Origin of the sequence: Streptomyces sp. Ag109_O5-1, from assembly GCF_003814875.1 — a bacterium.
GTDB classification, from domain to species: domain Bacteria; phylum Actinomycetota; class Actinomycetes; order Streptomycetales; family Streptomycetaceae; genus Streptomyces; species Streptomyces sasae.
The window spans coordinates 11,430,196-11,447,233 of record NZ_RKQF01000001.1 but is presented as its reverse complement, the minus strand read 5'-3'; the positions used below and the strand labels follow the sequence as shown (position 1 = coordinate 11,447,233).

At 69.2% G+C, this 17,038-nt stretch carries 13 protein-coding genes, 1 tRNA gene and 1 pseudogene; 4 read left to right on the top strand and 11 right to left on the bottom strand.

The annotated features are described in order from the left end of the window. Positions 1-317: 317 nt before the first annotated feature. Positions 318-701 (top strand): hypothetical protein, encoded by a 384-nt coding sequence (locus EDD90_RS52270; RefSeq protein ID WP_123980441.1) that lies wholly within the window; start codon positions 318-320, stop codon positions 699-701. Positions 702-810: 109 nt separating this feature from the next. Continuing rightward, on the top strand, positions 811-1,665 hold the full coding sequence (locus EDD90_RS52265; RefSeq protein ID WP_123980439.1) for an esterase family protein: 855 nt from the start codon (positions 811-813) through the stop codon (positions 1,663-1,665). Here the strand turns inward: EDD90_RS52265 and EDD90_RS52260 are convergent. The 6 genes and pseudogenes from EDD90_RS52260 to EDD90_RS52230 all read right to left on the bottom strand — a co-directional run bounded on the left by EDD90_RS52260 (position 1,662) and on the right by EDD90_RS52230 (position 9,879). Next, a pseudogene (locus EDD90_RS52260) lies at positions 1,662-2,847 on the bottom strand (IS110 family transposase). The gene EDD90_RS52265 and the pseudogene EDD90_RS52260 overlap by 4 nt on opposite strands. Before the next feature lie 383 nt (positions 2,848-3,230). After that, on the bottom strand, positions 3,231-4,502 hold the full coding sequence (locus tag EDD90_RS52250) for a protein kinase domain-containing protein (RefSeq protein ID WP_260328632.1): 1,272 nt from the start codon (positions 4,500-4,502) through the stop codon (positions 3,231-3,233). Beyond that, the gene (locus tag EDD90_RS52245; protein ID WP_123980437.1) at positions 4,487-8,170 is read right to left on the bottom strand and encodes a serine/threonine-protein kinase; all 3,684 of its coding nucleotides are present in this window, start codon (positions 8,168-8,170) and stop codon (positions 4,487-4,489) included. Before EDD90_RS52245 ends, EDD90_RS52250 begins: the two co-directional genes overlap by 16 nt. 10 nt (positions 8,171-8,180) lie before the next feature. Continuing rightward, the gene (locus tag EDD90_RS52240; RefSeq protein ID WP_123980435.1) at positions 8,181-8,828 is read right to left on the bottom strand and encodes a DUF7019 family protein; all 648 of its coding nucleotides are present in this window, start codon (positions 8,826-8,828) and stop codon (positions 8,181-8,183) included. Between the two features lie 526 nt (positions 8,829-9,354). Next, positions 9,355-9,501: a hypothetical protein gene (locus EDD90_RS56170; protein WP_185149546.1), complete on the bottom strand. Its 147-nt coding sequence runs from the start codon at positions 9,499-9,501 to the stop codon at positions 9,355-9,357. 108 nt (positions 9,502-9,609) lie between these two features. Beyond that, entirely contained in the window at positions 9,610-9,879 is a 270-nt protein-coding gene (locus tag EDD90_RS52230) for a hypothetical protein (protein ID WP_123980431.1), read from the bottom strand. A 128-nt stretch (positions 9,880-10,007) separates the two neighbouring features. Here EDD90_RS52230 and EDD90_RS52225 point away from each other — a divergent pair. Beyond that, positions 10,008-10,081: transfer RNA gene (locus EDD90_RS52225), tRNA-Met, on the top strand. Positions 10,082-10,313: 232 nt separating this feature from the next. Here EDD90_RS52225 and EDD90_RS52220 read toward each other — a convergent pair. Next, complete coding sequence (locus tag EDD90_RS52220) at positions 10,314-11,129, bottom strand: SAM-dependent methyltransferase (protein ID WP_123980429.1); 816 nt, start codon at positions 11,127-11,129, stop codon at positions 10,314-10,316. A 571-nt stretch (positions 11,130-11,700) separates the two neighbouring features. Further along, complete coding sequence (locus EDD90_RS56165) at positions 11,701-12,015, bottom strand: hypothetical protein (protein ID WP_185149545.1); 315 nt, start codon at positions 12,013-12,015, stop codon at positions 11,701-11,703. A gap of 41 nt (positions 12,016-12,056) precedes the next feature. Here EDD90_RS56165 and EDD90_RS52210 point away from each other — a divergent pair, with 41 nt between their 5' ends. Further along, positions 12,057-13,295 (top strand): IS256 family transposase, encoded by a 1,239-nt coding sequence (locus EDD90_RS52210; RefSeq protein WP_123972384.1) that lies wholly within the window; start codon positions 12,057-12,059, stop codon positions 13,293-13,295. Here EDD90_RS52210 and EDD90_RS58240 read toward each other — a convergent pair whose 3' ends face one another. The 3 genes from EDD90_RS58240 to EDD90_RS52200 form a co-directional block, all read right to left on the bottom strand. Continuing rightward, positions 13,296-13,898 carry a transposase gene (locus tag EDD90_RS58240; RefSeq protein WP_260328631.1) on the bottom strand — a complete coding sequence of 201 codons (603 nt, stop codon included), beginning with the start codon at positions 13,896-13,898 and terminating at the stop codon, positions 13,296-13,298. Then, positions 13,787-14,383 carry an IS701 family transposase gene (locus EDD90_RS58235; protein WP_260328630.1) on the bottom strand — a complete coding sequence of 199 codons (597 nt, stop codon included), beginning with the start codon at positions 14,381-14,383 and terminating at the stop codon, positions 13,787-13,789. Before EDD90_RS58235 ends, EDD90_RS58240 begins: the two co-directional genes overlap by 112 nt. Positions 14,384-14,569: 186 nt before the next feature. Beyond that, complete coding sequence (locus EDD90_RS52200; RefSeq protein ID WP_260328629.1) at positions 14,570-16,972, bottom strand: SpoIIE family protein phosphatase; 2,403 nt, start codon at positions 16,970-16,972, stop codon at positions 14,570-14,572. Positions 16,973-17,038 lie beyond the last annotated feature (66 nt).

Here is a 17,038-nt window from a genome sequence, read left to right as displayed (position 1 = left end):
CCGCACGGCAGCGACGGCAGGGCCAGTAGCGGGCTGCTGCTGTTCGAATCCGAGGGACCGGCGCGCTGCGGCGGGAACGGGATGCATGGTGTCCTCCGTCTGGGGGTCGCGGTGGCACTGGTGCTCTAAAAAACGCGCCGGATTCGAGGGCGTCACGGCCATTTCGAGGCAATTCGCGAACTGACGTTCTGATGCCGCCGGTTGCATGCGACGGGCAGTGTGATGAAGACCGATAGCCGGCCCTTCCGATCCGTAGTTGGCCAGCGGTAGGCCAGGCGCATGATCGGGTGGATAGAGGGCACTGGCAGCATGGACCTGTGAACAGCGAGAACGACGCGGCCGCAGGACTCCAACTGCTGGTGGGCTTGGAGGTCAGCGCTGTGTCTTTCGTGCGCGACTTCGTCGAGCTGCACTTCAATGGGCCAGTACTGCGGGCCTTGAGTGACCCCTTGGGCATCCACGAGGGGCGCGAGTGGCATTTCCCAGCACCGGGGTCACTGGACCTCATGCGCTGCTACATCGGTAAGACCGTAGACGGCTGTGAAGAGGATCCTGAACGGATTCTCGCCCTGCACTTCGGGGAGCATCGCTTCGTCATCCCGCTGGACGAAGGATCAAGCCTGGGGCCCGAGTCGGCGCACCTGATCGGCGTCGACGAGAGCGGTAGGACTTCCCCCCTCGGCGGGATGTGGATCTGGTAGGCAAATGCCGCGCCACGCCGACGTGGCTTCCCAATGGAGAAGTCAAGCCGTGAGACATGGGCATTAAACCCCTTTGAGAGGGCTCGTGATCTCTCCTAGGTTGGCCCGCGTGACGATCGAGGTGCCCTACCAGCCGCTGCCGGTCGACCAGTCGGACGTCCGCTACGCCCACGGCCCCGACTCGGCTGTCCAGCCCGGCGTGCCTGTCGGCGAGACAGTCGAGTTCGACTGGAACGACAGCCCGATCTACCCGGGTACCTCCCGGAAGTTCTGGGTTCACGTGCCCGCCCAGTACGACCCCGCACAGCCGGCGTCGCTGATGGTGTTCCAGGACGGATGGTGGTACCTGGACCCCGAAGGAGAGGTCCGCGGTGCGATCGTTCTGGACAACCTCGTCCACCGCGGCGACATCCCGGTCACCATCGGCGTGTTCGTCGACCCCGGCATCTTCCCCGACGTCGAGGACCCGAAGAACCGCAACACCGAGTACGACGCATTCGACGACCGGTACGTCAGTTTCCTCCTGGACGAGATCATTCCCGAGGTCACGCAGCGGTACACGATCACCGAGGACCCTGATCGGTGGGGCATCTGCGGTGGCAGCAGCGGCGGCAACTGCGCCTTTACCGCAGCGTGGTTGCGCCCGGACAAGTTCCGCCGCGTCATCGGGTACCTGTCCAGCTTCACGCAGATGCCAGGCGGCAACCCGTACCCCGAACTGATCCCCGGCGTTCCCCGCAAGCCACTGCGCATCTTCCTGCAAGCGGGCCATCGTGACCTGCGCTGGAACGAGCCCGAAGCGAACTGGCTCGCCAACAACTTGCGTGTCGCGGCCGCACTCGCGGAGGGCGGATACGACTTCCGCCTCGTCCTGGGCGACGGCGGTCACAGCCCCAACCACGGTGGAGTCCTGCTCCCTGATGCCTTGCGCTGGCTGTGGCGGTCGGATGATCGCCCGGACTAGCCGGTCGGCTGGGGCGGGACCACTTCGTAGGGGCGCCGGTCTCGGATCAGGTCCCACAGGACGTCGACTCTGCGGCGGGCGAGGGCGATCACGGCCTGGGTATGGCGTTTCCACTCAGCGCGCTTGCGGTCGTAGAACGTCCGGGAGTTGGGGGCGTAGCGGACACTCGTCAGGGCTGACATGTAGAAGATGCGCTGGAGGCCCCGATGGTAGTGGCGGGGGTGGTGCAGGTTGCCATTGCGCTTCCCGGAATCGTTCGGCGCCGGCGCCAGGCCGGCGAATGCTGCCAGCCCGTCCGGGCTGGCGAAGCCCGCAAGGTCAGGGCCGATCGCGGCAAGGAACTCGGCGCCCAGCAGTGGGCCGATGCCGGGCACGCTGGCCACGATCTCAGCCAGCTCGTGCGCGCGGAATCGGGCCTCGATGAGCCGGTCGACCTCGGCGACTTTCTCGTTCAGAGCCAGGACCTCCTGGGCGAGCGTCCGAACGAGTTGGGCGATCAGCCTCGCCAGGAACGGCGGTGTGCTGCCGCTCTGCGGCCTCCACCGCCTTCCTTGCGAGTTCCTCGGGGCTGACGACGCCGCGGGCGCGCAGCCATCGGGTGAGCCGAACGGTGCCGAGACGGCGGAGGGCTGCCGGAGTCTGGTAGCCGGCCAGCAAACCGAGCGGTCCGGCGCTGGTCAGAATGAGCGCACGTTCCAGCGCGGGGAACATGCCGGTCATGGCGGAGCGCAGCCGGTTGATGGATCGGGTGCGGTCGCGGACCAGGTCGGCGCGGCGGTTCGTCAGCAGCCGGAGTTCGATGGTGGTCTCGCCGCTGGGCCGCAGCGTGTGGAGGTCGCAGCGGATACGGGCCTGGTCGGCGATGACAAGTGCGTCGCGGGCATCGGTCTTGCCCTCACCGCGGTAGCCGTCACTGGCCCGATTGACCACGCGGCCGGGAATGTAGAGGACTTCCTGCTCGTGGTTGACGAGCAGGGCGAGTAACAGGGCGGGCTCACCGCCGGCCATGTCCACCGCCCAGGTCACCTGATCGCCGAGAGCGAGTACGGCGTCAAGGAGCTTCAGGAGCTCCGGTTCGTCGTTGGCAACGCGGCGGGACAAGAGCGTCTCGCCACCTTCGTTGCGGACAAGGCAGTGATGGTGGGTCTTGCCGCTGTCTATGCCGGCCCAGATTCGGTGCATGGCGCTCCAGATGTCGTGCGGGCAGTTGGTGCCACGGACGACCTCGCCGGCATGGCCTTACACAGCGATCTTGTTCGCACTTCCCAATCTGGCGGCCGGGTCGTCGTGGGACGCCAGGCGGCCAAGCCATTGCAGCCACGGACGGCAGCCAACTAAAAGCCACACCCGGCGCCCCTGTGCGGCCCAACCACACGAAGGGCTCGGCTCATCCCGTCCCTGGAACGTAAGGCTCACAAAATGTCGCGCGAACTCACTGGAGAATCCACACCAAGCTGGCGATTCGAAACGGACAACCCACCCACAACCTCCTGAACATTGATCAGATGCCCTCCAAGGGCATGCCTTTATGACGCCCGACCGCCTTCCTGTCTGATAACTGCCGCTCAGAGCGCGCGGCGCAGGGCATGTGCCAGGTCCGTGGCCGTGGTGACGGTGATACGGGGCTTGTCGACGAGGGTGCTGTCGACGAGGTCGGCGAGCCGGGGCGGGAGCGCGGCCAGCCGGTCGCGCACGGCCACGGGCGGCTCGCGCAGGACGACGGCGACGGGGTCGACGCCCGCCGGGAAGTCCCGCGGCGGCGATCCGGTGAGCATCCAGTACAGGCATGCGGTCACCGCCCACAGGTCGACCTCGGGCCGGGCGTACTTGAAGTCGATCACCTGTCCGCGCGGCATGAAGGCCAGGCTGCCGCCCATTGCGCCGGTCAGGGTGTGCCCGGACAGGCCGGCGCTGTCGAACGCCTTGGCCAGGCCGAAGTCCGCGATCTTCACGGTCGCGTCGTCCCGGGCCCCGGTGAGCAGGAGGTTCTGCGGTTTGATGTCGCGGTGGACCAGGCCGCGTCTGACGGTGATGGTCCCGTCGAGCAGTCGTACGGGCACCTCGGCCGTGTGCGCGTAGTGCAGCCCGCGCAGCACCTGGAGGGTCACCCCCACCGCCTGGCCGACGTCCAGTCGGCCGCCGGCCCGGGCCACCAGGTCGGCCACGCTTCCCAGTCGGCAGAACTCGCTCGTGAAATAGAAGGTGTTGCCGTGTGCGCCGCCGCTGTGGAAAGCCACGACATTGGGGTGCCGCAGCGCCCGGGTACAGGCGAACTCCCGCAGGAAGCCGTCGCGTGCCGCGGGGTCGACGACGCCGTGGGCCAACAGAGTTTTCAGGGCGAGGAGTTCGCCCGTGCTCTCGTCCCGGACGAGGTGGACCACGCCCTGCCCGCCACGGCCGAGTTCCTGCAGCACCCGGTAGCCGCGGATGGGGGCGAGGGCCGGCTCGCCGGTCTCCGCGGCGTCGAGGAGTGTGTGCGTCGCCTCGACCGGGTCCCGCGCGACACCGTCCGCGGGCTCTGCCGTCCCGATCTGGACGCGTAACACCGTGTCGCCGACGCGGAGTTCGTCGCCGTCGGCCAGATCCCGCACGGCTGGCCCCGGGGGCAGCCGCCGGCCGTTGACGTAGGTGCCGTTGCTGCTGCCCAGGTCCTGCACCCGCACCTGCGGAGGATCGACGTCGAGCAGGCAGTGGTGCCGGGACACCTTCCGGTCGTCGCCGGCAGGCCGGATGCGGCATTCGCCCGCCCGGCCGACCAAGCAGGTGGTGCGGCGCGTGAAGATGTACGGTCCGGCGGCGGATCCGTGGCCGGGGACCAGCGTTACCGAGTACGCCACGGCATCCGAGGCCTACGGCGCTTCTCGGGCGGTTGCGCTACGTCGCCGGGTTCCCAGGTGAATTCCCAGTCCAGTTCCCAGCCGCGCACAGTGGCGTCGTAGTCCCCGGACATCAGGGTGCGGCCGTCCTCGCTGAGGGCGAGGGCGTGCACGGTACTGCGGTGCCCGGTCAGTGTGCGCAGCAGTTCGCCGGTGTCCAGGTCCACCACGTCGATCCGCTGGGTGTGGGTGCCGAGGACGGCGAACCGCCCGTCGGCGGTGAGCGCGAGTGCGGTGGTCAGGTGCTCGGTGGGGATCTTCCGCTGCACACGGCCGGTGGCGAGGTCGAACGCGATGAGCGCCCCGGCGGTCGCCACGACCGCCCGGCCGCCGACGGGTGCGATCGCCAGCAGGCGAGCGTTGCTCGTGTCGGCCACCCCGTAGAGTCGTTTGCCTGTGAGGGTACGGACGGCGGTCACCCCGAAGGGGCCGTACTCCAGCAGCGTCCCGCCGTCCGGGGTGATCTCCAGGGCCGTCTGGGGCGGCACTCCGCTACGGGTCCACAGCCGCTCGCCCGACTCCAGCTCCCAACCGCAGACCTCGTCCCCGCGCACTGCGGAGGCCAGGTCCAGGCCGGCGTGTGTGTCCTCGCGCGACGCCGCGTACCGGCCGTCCGAGCTGAGCGCGACCGCGGCCACCGGGCCGCGGTGGGCCCGGAGGGCCTGCCAGGAGGTACGGAGGGTGCGCCGCTCCCCGTCGAACCCGAGGTCCCAGCTGCACAGTTTCCCTGTGTCGTCGCCTGTGAGCAGCCGGTCCGCGGCCGGCGCGTACACCAGGGTCTCGACGGTTCCGGCGTCGTCCGGACCTGTCAGGTCCCATGCCCTGTCGTCGACGAGGTCGAGCAGCGCCACCTGCCCGTTCCTGCCGTGGATGACGGTCGCCTGGTCGCCGCAGACCAGGGTGAGGGTGCGCGCCACCGGCAACGGCCAGTCGAGTTCCCGGTCGAGACGGCCGCTCGCCGCGTTCCACAGGTCGATCTCCCCCGTCCACCGGCCGGTGACGAAAAAATCTCCGTCCCTGCTGACGGCCAGGACCGGCGGCTGGGTGAAGTGCCGGTGTCCGTCGAGATCGAACAGCTGATAGCCGCTGCGCAGTCCCGACCGGAGCCCGTGCCGGCCCACCGCCGCCCAGGCCTCGCGCAGGTCGGGATGGCGTCCGAAGCCGGGTACGGCCTCCGCGGCCCGCAGTCGGGCGGCGCTCTCCTCGTACCGGCCCTCGTCGAAGAGGTGCAGCGCCTGCTCCATGGCGGTGTCGAACGCCCGCGTCCCGTCAGACAGTTCGTCGGCGCCCTTGGGCCGGGCGTAGAGCCAGGGGGCACGGTAGCCGGGTGCGGGCAGCGGCAGCACGCTGATCACCTTCCGCGAGCCCGCGACGGCGAACCTCCCGTCCGCGCTGATGGCGACGGTGTTGGTGTCACGGGTGTCGGCGTCGCCGTAGACGCCCTGGTGCCCGTCCTCATCCTCGGGCCCGTTGTCGTATGTGCGCAGGCACCGGCCCGTCGCCGGTTCGAGTACGCGCAGCGGCTGCGAACTTCCCACCAGTGCCGGGGAGCCGCCCGGTGCGAGGGCGATGGCATGGTGAATGACGCGCAGGGAGTGCGGCGACCGCGCGACGACGCGGTCCCTTCGGGCGTCCCAGAGCACCATGTTCCCGCTGTCCCAGACCTGGAGCGCATACCGCGAATCAGCAGAGAGCGCACACCAGTTGACGTGCACGCCCCACGCTCCGTAGCCCTGCTCGTCCAGCGGCGGGGTCAGTGCCGCATGGCGCCGTCCGTCGGTGACGTTCCAGGCGCACACCCTCTGGTCGTTGCGGCTGTCGGCGGGTGTGGACAGCGCGAAGGCACCGTCGGCGGTCATGGTCACGGCCGCCACCGGGGCGCTGTGGGCCGCCACGCGCTGCAGCAGTGCTCCGGTTCGAACGTCCCAGAACCGGAGCGTGCCGTCCGCGTGGCCGGTGGCGCCCATGGATCCGTCGCCGCTGAGGGCGACCGCCGTGGGGGCGTCGGTGCTGCTGTCGTCGGCGTCGAGTTCCGGCGGCAGAGGTATCGGGGTTCCGTGGGTGAGGTCCCACGCTTCCAGCGGCGCCTGTTTACGGAGGACCAGCCCGGTGCGGCCCGCGGCGTCGACGGCGGTGGCGACGATCTCGGCGCCGGTTGCGGTCAGTTCGTGCAGACAGCGGCCTGTTTCCACGTCCCACACGCAGACGCCGCCGTCGCGGTCGCCGGAGAGCACCAGGCCTCCGTCTGCGGTTACCGCCACGGCGGTGACGTAGGCGCCGTGGCCGGTCAGCCGCGCCGTGGTCGGCGGGGGCCGTTCCGCCAGTACGGCCAGTGCCTCGGCGGTGTCGGCCGGGACGGGTCCTTCGTGCTCGGCGTGTTCCTCGGACGGGCCGCCCTCTTGGCGCGTCGCCCTGTGCAGTGACTCGGTGGCCCGCTTGCGGTCGTCCTGCTCCAGGTGGATGAATCCCCGCAACCGGTCGGCGAGTTGCGGTGCTCCGCCGAAGACGCGCCCGCCCTCGATGTCCGAGAGCACCTCCAGGTCGGTTCTGCGGCCCGAACGCCACAGGTGCAGGCCGTAGTTGTAGCGCGCGGCCAGATGGTGCGGATCGACGTCGGCCGCCTGCCGCCACAGGTCCTCGGCCGCCTCCGTACGCCCCAGGTCGAGCAGGGACAACGCCTGGTTGGACAGTCCGTCGGCGAGCAGCCCGACGCCTCGCGGTGCACGGCGCGGAAACGGCGTGCCGGTCACGTCGCCGTACACCTCGGCCAGGACCCGGGCGGCTTCGTCGAGTTCGGCCGGCCGGGCCTCGGCGTTGGGCATGAAGCACTGGCGCAGCAGTCCCGCGACCGCCGGGGGTACGGCGGGCACGCGGGGGTCGGCCGGGCCTTCCTCCAGCAGCGCTTCGAGGGCTTCCGGGGCGGCCTGGCCGTGCCGGGTCGGGCGGCGGCCGGTGAACATCTCCAAAACGGTCAGCGCCCAGGACCACACATCGGTCGCGGGCGTCAGCCGGACCTCTCGGCCGGCGGCGGCGAGCGCCTGCTCCGGGGAGCAGTAGGCGGGGGTCATACCGCCGAAGGTGACGCCGGTGTCCGTGGCGGCGGCCGGGTCCGCGGGGCGCGCTCCGGCCAGCCCGAAGTCGGTGACTTTGGCGGTTCCGTCCGGTTCGAGCATGACATTGGCGGGCTTGACGTCCTGGTGGACCAGGCCGCTGTCGTGCGCGTGCTGCAGGCCCCACGCGGTCTGCACGGCGATGTCCAGCACCCGGCCGGCCGCGGTGTGCGGCCCGCCCTCGTAGAGCCGGCCACCGGCGACGGCCTCGGCCAGGCTGCCGCCGTCGACCCATTCGGCGAACACCCTCGGCCGACCGTCGATCGTGCGTACATAGGCGCAGTTGACGGTGTGCGGGTGGAGGCCGAGTCCCACCCAGGTGCCCGCCTCGGCCTCGAACCGGCTTCTGCCTTCCGGCGAGGCGACCAGTTCCGGGCGCGGCGTCTTGACCGCGAGGTCCACGTTCCAGCCCTGGTGGCGTACCCGGTGGACCAGGCCCATGCCTCCGCTGTGAACGACGTCGAGCACCTCGTACAGATCGAGGACGATGTCGCCGGGCTGCCAGACCTCCGGTGTCATCGACGCGCCGTCAGTCGGTGAGCGCTACGTACAGGGGACTTCCGAGCAGCACCCGCATATCGGGCCTGGGGTCGAGTTCGGGGTAGGGGCTGGGGCCGGCCAGCAGGCGCCGGGCGACGAACTCCACGGGCTGCCGGGGACCGCGCAGCAGCCGTCCGGCGGTGTGCACCCAGGCCAGGGAGGGCTGTTCGGCCGGCATCTCGACGCCGTCGGCGGCGAACGCCGTGGCGAGACCGGTCAGGAGCGTCGGTACCGAGGACGGTGCGAACTCCTGGGCCTGCGGTGCGCTTCCGCCGATCACATGGCCGCCGGCGCCGCCGAGTCCGAGGACGGTCCGGTCGGTCCGGCCGCCGAAGTACACCAGCGACCCGCCGTTCCCGCCGGGCAGGGGCCCCCACTGCATGGGCAGGGTGCCACGGAAGTACGGTCCGGGTTCGTCCACCGATCCGGTCTCCCCGGACTCCTCCAGGTGACGCAGGACCCGCTCCAGCTTGGCCGCACGGTCGGGCGCAGGGGCCTCGACGCTGCGCTTGATGCTGAACAGTTTGACGCTCAGGCCTGCTTCGGTGGTACTCCGGCGGCCGAACGCGGGGTCGATCTGGGAGAGCAGCATGTCGACTTTGGCGTCGCTGATGTACAGGTAGTACCGCACCGTCACGGTTCGACGATATCGCGCCGCCGCCCCATGAGTCCCGTGGTGGGCCGAACTCGCGTCAGCCTTTGCCCGTACCGGTCAGTGCGTCTGTGATCACGCGGGTGACGAAGTCGCGGTCATCGGTGATGCGGTCGATGTGTTCCGCGAGCAGGAAGGTGGTGGCTTCCAGGGCATCGCCGGCACGGAGGCCGACCCCGAGCCCGAGACCAGCGGCGACGCGGGGGCCGCGGCTCGGCCACCTCGCCGTCCGCCAAGGTGCCCACGTCCCTGATCGCGGGTACCGAGGAAGTGGCATTCGCCGACGACAAGGTAGGAGTGATGCCCCATCCCCGAAGGATCCCATCGCCTGGAGTGCGGTGCGGCCTGTTTTTCCAGTAGCAGGTGGGGCGGACTTCGGGCCGGGTCTCGAAGCTGCGTGTCGTAGCCCGCTGGTGCAACACTCCCGAACGCACCCTCCGGCCCTTCCTGCAGGAGAGCAAGGCCCCATCCCCAGGCAACTACGTCAACGTCTCGTTCGCCCCCTTGAAGATCAGGAAGCCTGTTCGTCGTGGAGCTTGAGGTGACCGGCACGGCACTCGCGGACCACTTCGGCCAGCGCCGAGACCGCGGCCCGTACCTGGTCCCGTTCCTGGCCCTGGTCGATGACTTCGAGTGTCTCGGCAGCCGTCAGACGCACGGAAAGCGGGAGGCCGTCGAAGGCGGCGCACTGATACGCGACGGTTCGCCGGGACTGCTGCTCCGCGGCGCTGACCCCGTCAGCAGTCAGAGGGAAGGCGGCTGCCTCCTACAGCATGATCCCCCGCAGGACCGCGTCCGCTGACGCCTCCGCCCTGCCGTCGCCCACGATCTGCTTCAGGAAGTCCTGCGTCTGCAGGCGGCACAGAGAGATCGTGATTCTCGCGCCCAGGCACACCACGGTCATGCCCGCGAGCATCCCGGCGCCCGCGCCCAGCCAGCCGCCCAGCCGGAGCCCGGCATAACCCCCGGCCAATCCCGCGCACATCATCAGCAGCGCCAACGCCGCGAACAGACGGGTACGGAGCGGGACTCTCATGCCCACGAGTATGCCCACCCAGGCACTGCCACGCTCCATCGGTGCCGCACAGCGGCAGACCCGAGGAACGGCCCGACGGCATAAATCCCTGCCGGCACCCCGCGGATGCCGTACGGTAAAGACACCAACGCGGGGTGGAGCAGCTCGGTAGCTCGCTGGGCTCATAACCCAGAGGTCGCAGGTTCAAATCCCGCCCCCGCTACGACTATCCGGCCCCCGGCGACATTTCGTCGCCGGGGGCCGGAGCCGTTCGGCGCCAGGGCTCCAGGTCGTACGCCGTCGCCAGACGTATCCGGGTGCCTTCGCACGTCAAACGACGCAGGCGTTGACCAGCGCCAAGATGTCCCACCGGGCGGGTAGGTGACAAGGCCGGCGTCAGGAACGAGGGGCGGGCCTGCCGGTGAGTGTGCGCGGCAGCGAGGTGCAGCGAGAGATCACGGCTTCAGCGCCACGGCTCCCAGCTGGGGTACGACCGTGGGCTCTTCGCCGGGCTCCGGCCGCCACAACGCGCAGGACACGAGCCCGGGCTCCAGGAGCGTGAGCCCGTCGAAGTACTGGGCGACCTCCTCGCTGCTGCGGGCGGTGACCGGCGGTTTGGCGTTGGCGTTCCAGAACTCCATCGCCTCAAGCTGGAGGTCGCCGCCGAGTTCGGGCTCCGTGGCGGGATGGGTCAGTACCAGGAAGCTGCCGGGGGACAGCGCCTCCACGAGCCGACGTGCGATGGCCCGCGCCTCGTCCCCGTCAAGGACGAAGTTGAGGATGCCGAGCACCATGAGTGCGGTGGGCTTGGTGAAGTCGAGTGTCCGTCCGGCGATGCCCAGAATGGTGTCCGGGTCGTGCACATCGGCGTCGATGTAGTCGGTGGCGCCTTCCGGGGCACTGGTCAGCAGGGCGCGGGCGTGCGCGAGCACAATGGGGTCATTGTCGACATACACGATCCGCGACTCGGGAGCGATCCGCTGGGCGATCTCATGGGTGTTCTCCAAGGCCGGCAGGCCGGTGCCGATGTCGAGGAACTGACGGATGCCGTGCTCCTGTGCCAGACAGCGCACGGCGCGGCCAAGGAACTCCCGGTCGGCGCGCGCGATGTCGCGGATGACGGGGATCATTCCGGCAACGTGATCGCCTACCTGCTGGTCGACCTCGTAGTTGTCCTTGCCGCCCTGCCAGTAGTTCCACACGCGAGCGTTGTGCGCCGTCCCAGTGTCGAGTCGCTGCACTGCGGCGGTGGCGCTCTGGTTCTCGCTCACGTCTTCCTCTCCTCGCGCACCCAAGGACCGCGTGAAACAGGGCACTTGCGGTCACCGCTGCGCTATGGCACCTCGGTGGGCGTCATTCTGCCGCACACCGCCATCGTCGTGTCCCGGAACAGGTGGAGCGAAGAAAACTTGGGTCTACCGCGCTCTGCTTGCCGCTGTCACCACTTGGGTCAGTCTGCCCCTGCCGGACGATGAGATCAACCAGACGTCCTCGTGCCCCGCTCCCAGCCGGCCAACTGATGCGGAACTCGGCCCACCCTGGGGAAGGTCGTGCACCCTTCCGACGGGGGAGCGGACCCGCGAGCCAGCAGCCAACGGCGACCTGGGTACCGAAGGCTGAGCCGCCCAGCGGCGAGCCCTCGTGGAGTGGCCGGACTGGCTGGCCTAGTACTCCAGCAGCACTTTGACGTTTTCCCTGTTCAGGGGCGGTCTGGGTGAGTGTAGAGGGCTGATGACCGGCCTGTGATCTCTTTCCCGGGCCGCCCCTCGATCGTGTGCAGCCGCCGCTGATAGTGGCAGCGGCGAGCGACCGCTTGGCGTCGTCTGCGCCAGTGTGACCATCTCAGTGCGCGTGCACTGATGAGGGGCTGGTGAGCGGCGAGGGGTGAGTGGCCAGTTGCCAGGAGCCGCCGAACTTCTGCCACGGTGAGGGGCGCAAGGCAGGAACCGTTTCTGCTGCCCCTTTTGCCGCGGCGTCGGCGGCCATGGCGGCCATGGCGGCCAGGAACGCATGCGCCAGTATGGCCAGCGTGATGTGCCGGATGGCGTCCCGTGAAGTGGTGTAGCCGGGCAGGGTCCCGGAACGCGCGGGTGTCTGCTCGGGGCGTGCATCCGCCGGCGGTGCATGCTCCCTGAACAAGGGCAGGCCATCGCGCAAGTCTCTCTGGTGAACGGGCAGTTCGACCGGAGGAGCACGCGATGGCCTTGTCCCAGTCTGAGCTGATGCGGCTGCTTGAGTCACTACGTCGGGCCGATGGAGTTGAAGCAATCAGGGTGGTGTGCGAGCGCATCCTGCAGGAGCTGATCGAGGCCGAGGCCACCGAGGTGATCGGTGCCGCGCCGCGCGAGCACTCCCAGACGCGCACGACCTGGCGCAACGGGCACCGGGACAGGGTGCTGACCACGCAGGCCGGCGATCTGGACCTGAAGATCCCGAAGGTGCGGAGCGGGTCATTCTTCCCGTCGCTGCTGGAACGCCGGCGGCGGATCGACCGGGCGTTGTTCGCCGTGGTGATGGAGGCATACGTGCATGGTGTCTCGACCCGCTCGGTCGACGACCTGGTCAAAGCACTCGGTGCGGACAGCGGGATCTCCAAGTCCGAGGTCTCCCGCATCTGCGGTGAGCTGGACGAAGAACTGACCGCGTTCAAGGAGCGGCCGCTGGAGCACACCGTCTTCCCCTACGTCTTCCTGGACGCCACCTACTGCAAGGCCCGGGTCAACCACCGGATCGTCTCCCAGGCCGTGGTCATCGCCACCGGGATCTCCGCCACCGGACACCGCGAGATCCTCGGGCTGATGGTCGGCGACAGTGAGTCGAAGCCGTTCTGGACGAAGTTCCTGCGCTCGCTGCGGGCCCGCGGCCTGGAGAACGTCCAGCTGGTCATCTCCGACAGCCACAGCGGTCTGGTGGCCGCGATCCGCACCGTTTTCCTCGGTGCGGCCTGGCAAAGGTGCCGGGTTCACTTCGTCCGGGACGTGTTCTCGGTGATCGAAAGGGGCTCCGGGGAGATGGTCGCCGCGACCATCCGCACCATCTTCGCGCAGACCACCGGTGAGCAGGTGCGCACCCAACTGAACGTGGTCGCCGACATGCTCGGACGGCAGTTCCCGCAGGTCAAGACGATGCTGCTGGATGCGGCAACGGACATCACCGCGTTCGCCGACTTCCCGCCGGCGCACTGGAAGAAGATCTGGTCGACCAACCCGCTGGAGCGGCTGAACCGGGAGATCAAACGGCGGGCCGACGTCGTCCAGGTCTTTCCCAACCCCGCCGCCCTTGACCGGCTCGCCGCCGCGGTCCTGGCCGAACTCCACGACGAATGGCAGGTCTTCGACCGCCGCTACTTCTCCGAAGCCTCCATGGCCGAGCTCTTCACCACCAAGCCGGCCGAACCCGAAATCACCCCACAACCGGAACCGAAACAGCTGCCGTGACTACACCACCTCGCGGGACATGACCATGTGCCGCATCCAGCCGGTATAGCGGCGGACTTCGTACTGGTCGAGGCCGCACTCGTTCTTCGCGGCCTGGAAGGCTTCCTCGATGGCCCAGCGCGTCCCGGCGACGCGGACCAGACGCTCGACCGTGGTGCCGAGCGGTGCGTAACAGAGGTAGTAGGCGATCTCCTCGGGCTTGCTGATGCTGCGGCGGGCCAGTGCCCACCGCTGGTGGGTGGGCATCTCGCCGTCGAAGTCCTCGATGGAGGTGATCTGCAGGGCGGCCCAGTGGTAGAAGCGCGGGCCCTTGGCGCCGTCACCGCACGAACGTTGCTCCCACGCTTCCTCGGGTGCCTGGGAGAAGAGGTGGTCGATGCGTCCGAAGTGGGGCACCTGCTGAGACTTGGGGACCGCGAGCACATAGCCCAGGCCGGTCTCCTCCAGCATGCGGCGCAGCCGCCACTCCTGGCCGTAGGCGGCGTCCGCGGTCACCCAGGCGATCGGCAGCGGCGAGGCGATCGCCCGCAGCACCATGGCCTTGGCCAGAGGTCGGGTTTGGTGGCGAAGGTCCGCTCGTTGGGGATGTGCGCGGCGCGGCATCGGTCGCGGTCGTCGGTCCAGGACTTGGGCAGGTACAACGCGCGGTCGACCAGGGCGCGTCCGCGGGTGGTGGCGTAGGCGGCGAACACGCCGATCTGGCAGTTCTCGGTGCGGCCGGCGGTGCCGGAGTATTGGCGCTGCACACCGGCCGAGGTGGTGCCCTTCTTGAGGAAGCCGGTGTCGTCGAGGATGAGGATTCCGTCGGGCTCGCCGAGCCGTTCGGCTACGTAGTGCTGGAGGTCGTCGCGGAGTTCGTCGGCGTCCCAGCGTGCGCCGTTAAGGAGCCGCTGGAGACGGTCGGGTGTGCGGTGTCCGGCGTACTCGGCCAGCTGCCAGCCGTTCTTTCGGCCGACCGGGCCCAGGAGTCCACGGACGTAGTCACGCATCCTGCGACGCGGCTCGACACGCCTGAAGCGGTGGCCGGTACGCAGGAACAGTTCCTCGAGTTCGTCGTTCCAGATCTCAACTGCACGCTCGTCGATCACGTCGGGAGGCTGCCCGGACCGCTGCCACTATCAGCGGCGGCTGCACACGATCGAGGGGCGGCCCGGGAAAGAGATCACAGGCCGGTCATCAGCCCTCTACACTCACCCAGACCGCCCCTGAACAGGGAAAACGTCAAAGTGCTGCTGGAGTACTAGGGACCCAACCGAACTACTCATCGATCCAGGTCAGTCAGCTCGCACGCCGCGCGTTGGTGCCCTGAGTACCCGCGCGGGAAGGGGCTGCTCAGTCCAGATGGTCTTGCCGGTGCCGGAATATCGCGTCCCCCAGCGCTCGGTGAGCTGGGCGACCAGCATGAGGCCGCGTCCGCCCTCGTCGAAGATGCGGGCGCGGCGCAGGTGGGGTGAGGTGCTGCTGGCGTCGGAGACCTCGCAGATCAGCGTCTTTTCCTTGATCAGCCGCAGCTGAATGGGCGCGCCACCGTAGCGGATGGCGTTGGTCACCAGCTCGCTGACCACGAGTTCCGTGACGTAGGTCAGCTCGTCCAGCTCCCAGGCGTGGAGTTGGGCGGTCGCCCGAGAGCGGGCGCCTGCGACGACCTCCGGATCGTTGGGGAGGTCCCAGACGGCGATGTGCCCGCTGTCCAGAGCACGTGTACGGGCGATGAGCAGTGCGGCGTCGTCGGTGGGCCGCTCGTCGAGCAGCGCCTTGAGCACCTTGTCGCAGGTGGTCTCCAACGACGAAGCGGCGGCGTCGGCGAGGGCGCCGCGCAGGGCATGCAGACCGGCGTCGGCATCGCGATGGCGTGCCTCGATCAGGCCGTCGGTGTACAGCGCAAGGAGACTGCCTTCGGGAATCTCGTGGTGGACGCACTCGAACGGCGTCCCGCCCACACCGAGTGGCGGGCCGGTGGGCAGTTCGAGGAAATCCACTCTGCCATCAGGGCGCACCAGTGCGGGCCAAAGGTGACCCGCACTGGCGAGCGAGCACATGCGGGAAATGGGGTCGTAGACCGCGTACAGGCAAGTGGCTCCGAGTTCTCCCGACGGCGCCTCCGCACCGGAGTCGGGCCCGGAACTTAGCCGGACCACAAGGTCGTCAAGGTGGGTGAGGAGCTCGTCCGGGGCCAGATCGACATCGGCGAGGGTACGCACGGCCGTGCGAAGGCGCCCCATGGCGGCCGAGGCGGCGATGCCGTGGCCGACCACATCGCCGACCACGAGGGCGACGCGGGCGCCGGAAAGCGGGATGACGTCGAACCAGTCACCGCCGACGCCGATGTGCGAGTCTGAGGAGAGGTAGCGGCCGGCGACGTCCACGGCTGCCTGCGCGACAGTCCCCTGTGGCAGAAGACTGTGCTGGAGAGCCAGTGCCGTCCTGTGCTCGCGGGTGTAACGGCGGGCGTTGTCGATGCAGACCGCGGCGCGCGCCGCCAGCTCCTCGGCGATCTGCAGGTCGTCGGGTCCGTACGGCGCGGCTGAGGGAGCCAGTCGGGTGAAGAGGGCGACGCCGAGGTTGGTACCGCGAGCGCGGAGCGGCACCGTGATCAGCGACTGCGCGCGATACCGAACCACCCAGGTAGCCCGGTCGGGGTCGTGGGCCAGCCAGCGGGTGATCTCGGGCTCCCCGATCTGGTGCACGGTGCCGTGGCCGGTGGCCAGGCACCGGACCGGCGGTGAGAACTCCGGGTAGCGGGCCAGCTCACCGACTGTGACTGCGGGCTTCACACTGGAGCGGATGGCTGTGCGCCGCAGCAGCAGGGGCCCGTCGACGGGGATCAGCGGGGGCTCGTCGCCGCGCAGCACGGTGTCTAGGAGATCGACGGAGACGAAGTCCGCCAGGGCAGGCACGGCTACGTCGGCCAGCTCCTGGGCGGTCCGGGGCACGTCTAGGCTGCTGCCGATACTCCTGCTGGCCTCGTTGAGCAGCGCCAAGCGCTCGCGGGCCGCGTACTGCTCGGAGAAGTCCAGGGCGGCCAGCTGCACGCCGTGCACCAGTCCGAGGGAGTCCTTGAGCGGGGTGAAGTGGACGATCCAGGCGTGCGCGTGGGGCTCTCCCGGGACTCTGACGTAGTTCTCGATGTGCTCGGGCTCACCGGTCTGCAGCACGCGATCGAGAGATCGCTCGGGAGCCTGGAAGCCCTGATCTGGCATGTGCTCGGTGATCCGGAGCCCCCGAAGCTCCCGCTCGGAGGCGGCGAGCTGCTTGGTCATGGGCTCGTTGACGCGCAGGAATCGGCCCTCGGAGTCGTAGATCGCCAGGGAGAACGGGGACTGGTCGAATGACCAGCGGATCAGTGGGTCCGTGTCGCGCTCCGTCTCCTCCCGCACCGGGACGCCCTCCAGCAGCCAACCGGCTCGCCCGTCACCCGTGGGCAGCGGGCACGCGCGCAACCGGCACTCCACGGCGCTACCGTCCTGGTGGCGGAGTGCCACCGGCCCGGTCCAGCCCTCCTGCCGGGCGAATCGCTCACGCGCAGCCGCGGGGAGGGCCGATGCGAGGAGCTCTGCCGCGGGCAGGCCGACAGCCTCGGCGGCGGAGAGCCCGAGCAACTGCTCCGCACCGGTGCTCCAACCGGTCAGCACACCGTCCGGAGCCGCCACTGCCAGAGCCCCAGCGGCGGGAAGCAAGTCACCAGGGCAGCGCTCCGGTGGGTCCATAGTCGATCATCTCGCCTTCGAGTCCCCTGCTGATTC

What these genes read in the sequence shown, in the direction of transcription:
- EDD90_RS52245 (WP_123980437.1), bottom strand. Translation starts at nt 8,170, where the DNA reads ATGACACCGGAGGTCTGGCAGCCCGGCGACATCGTCCTCGATCTGTAC.
- EDD90_RS58240 (WP_260328631.1), bottom strand. Translation starts at nt 13,898, where the DNA reads ATGCCGCGCCGCGCACATCCCCAACGAGCGGACCTTCGCCACCAAACC.
- EDD90_RS52230 (WP_123980431.1), bottom strand. Translation starts at nt 9,879, where the DNA reads ATGAGAGTCCCGCTCCGTACCCGTCTGTTCGCGGCGTTGGCGCTGCTG.
- EDD90_RS52210 (WP_123972384.1), top strand. Translation starts at nt 12,057, where the DNA reads ATGGCCTTGTCCCAGTCTGAGCTGATGCGGCTGCTTGAGTCACTACGT.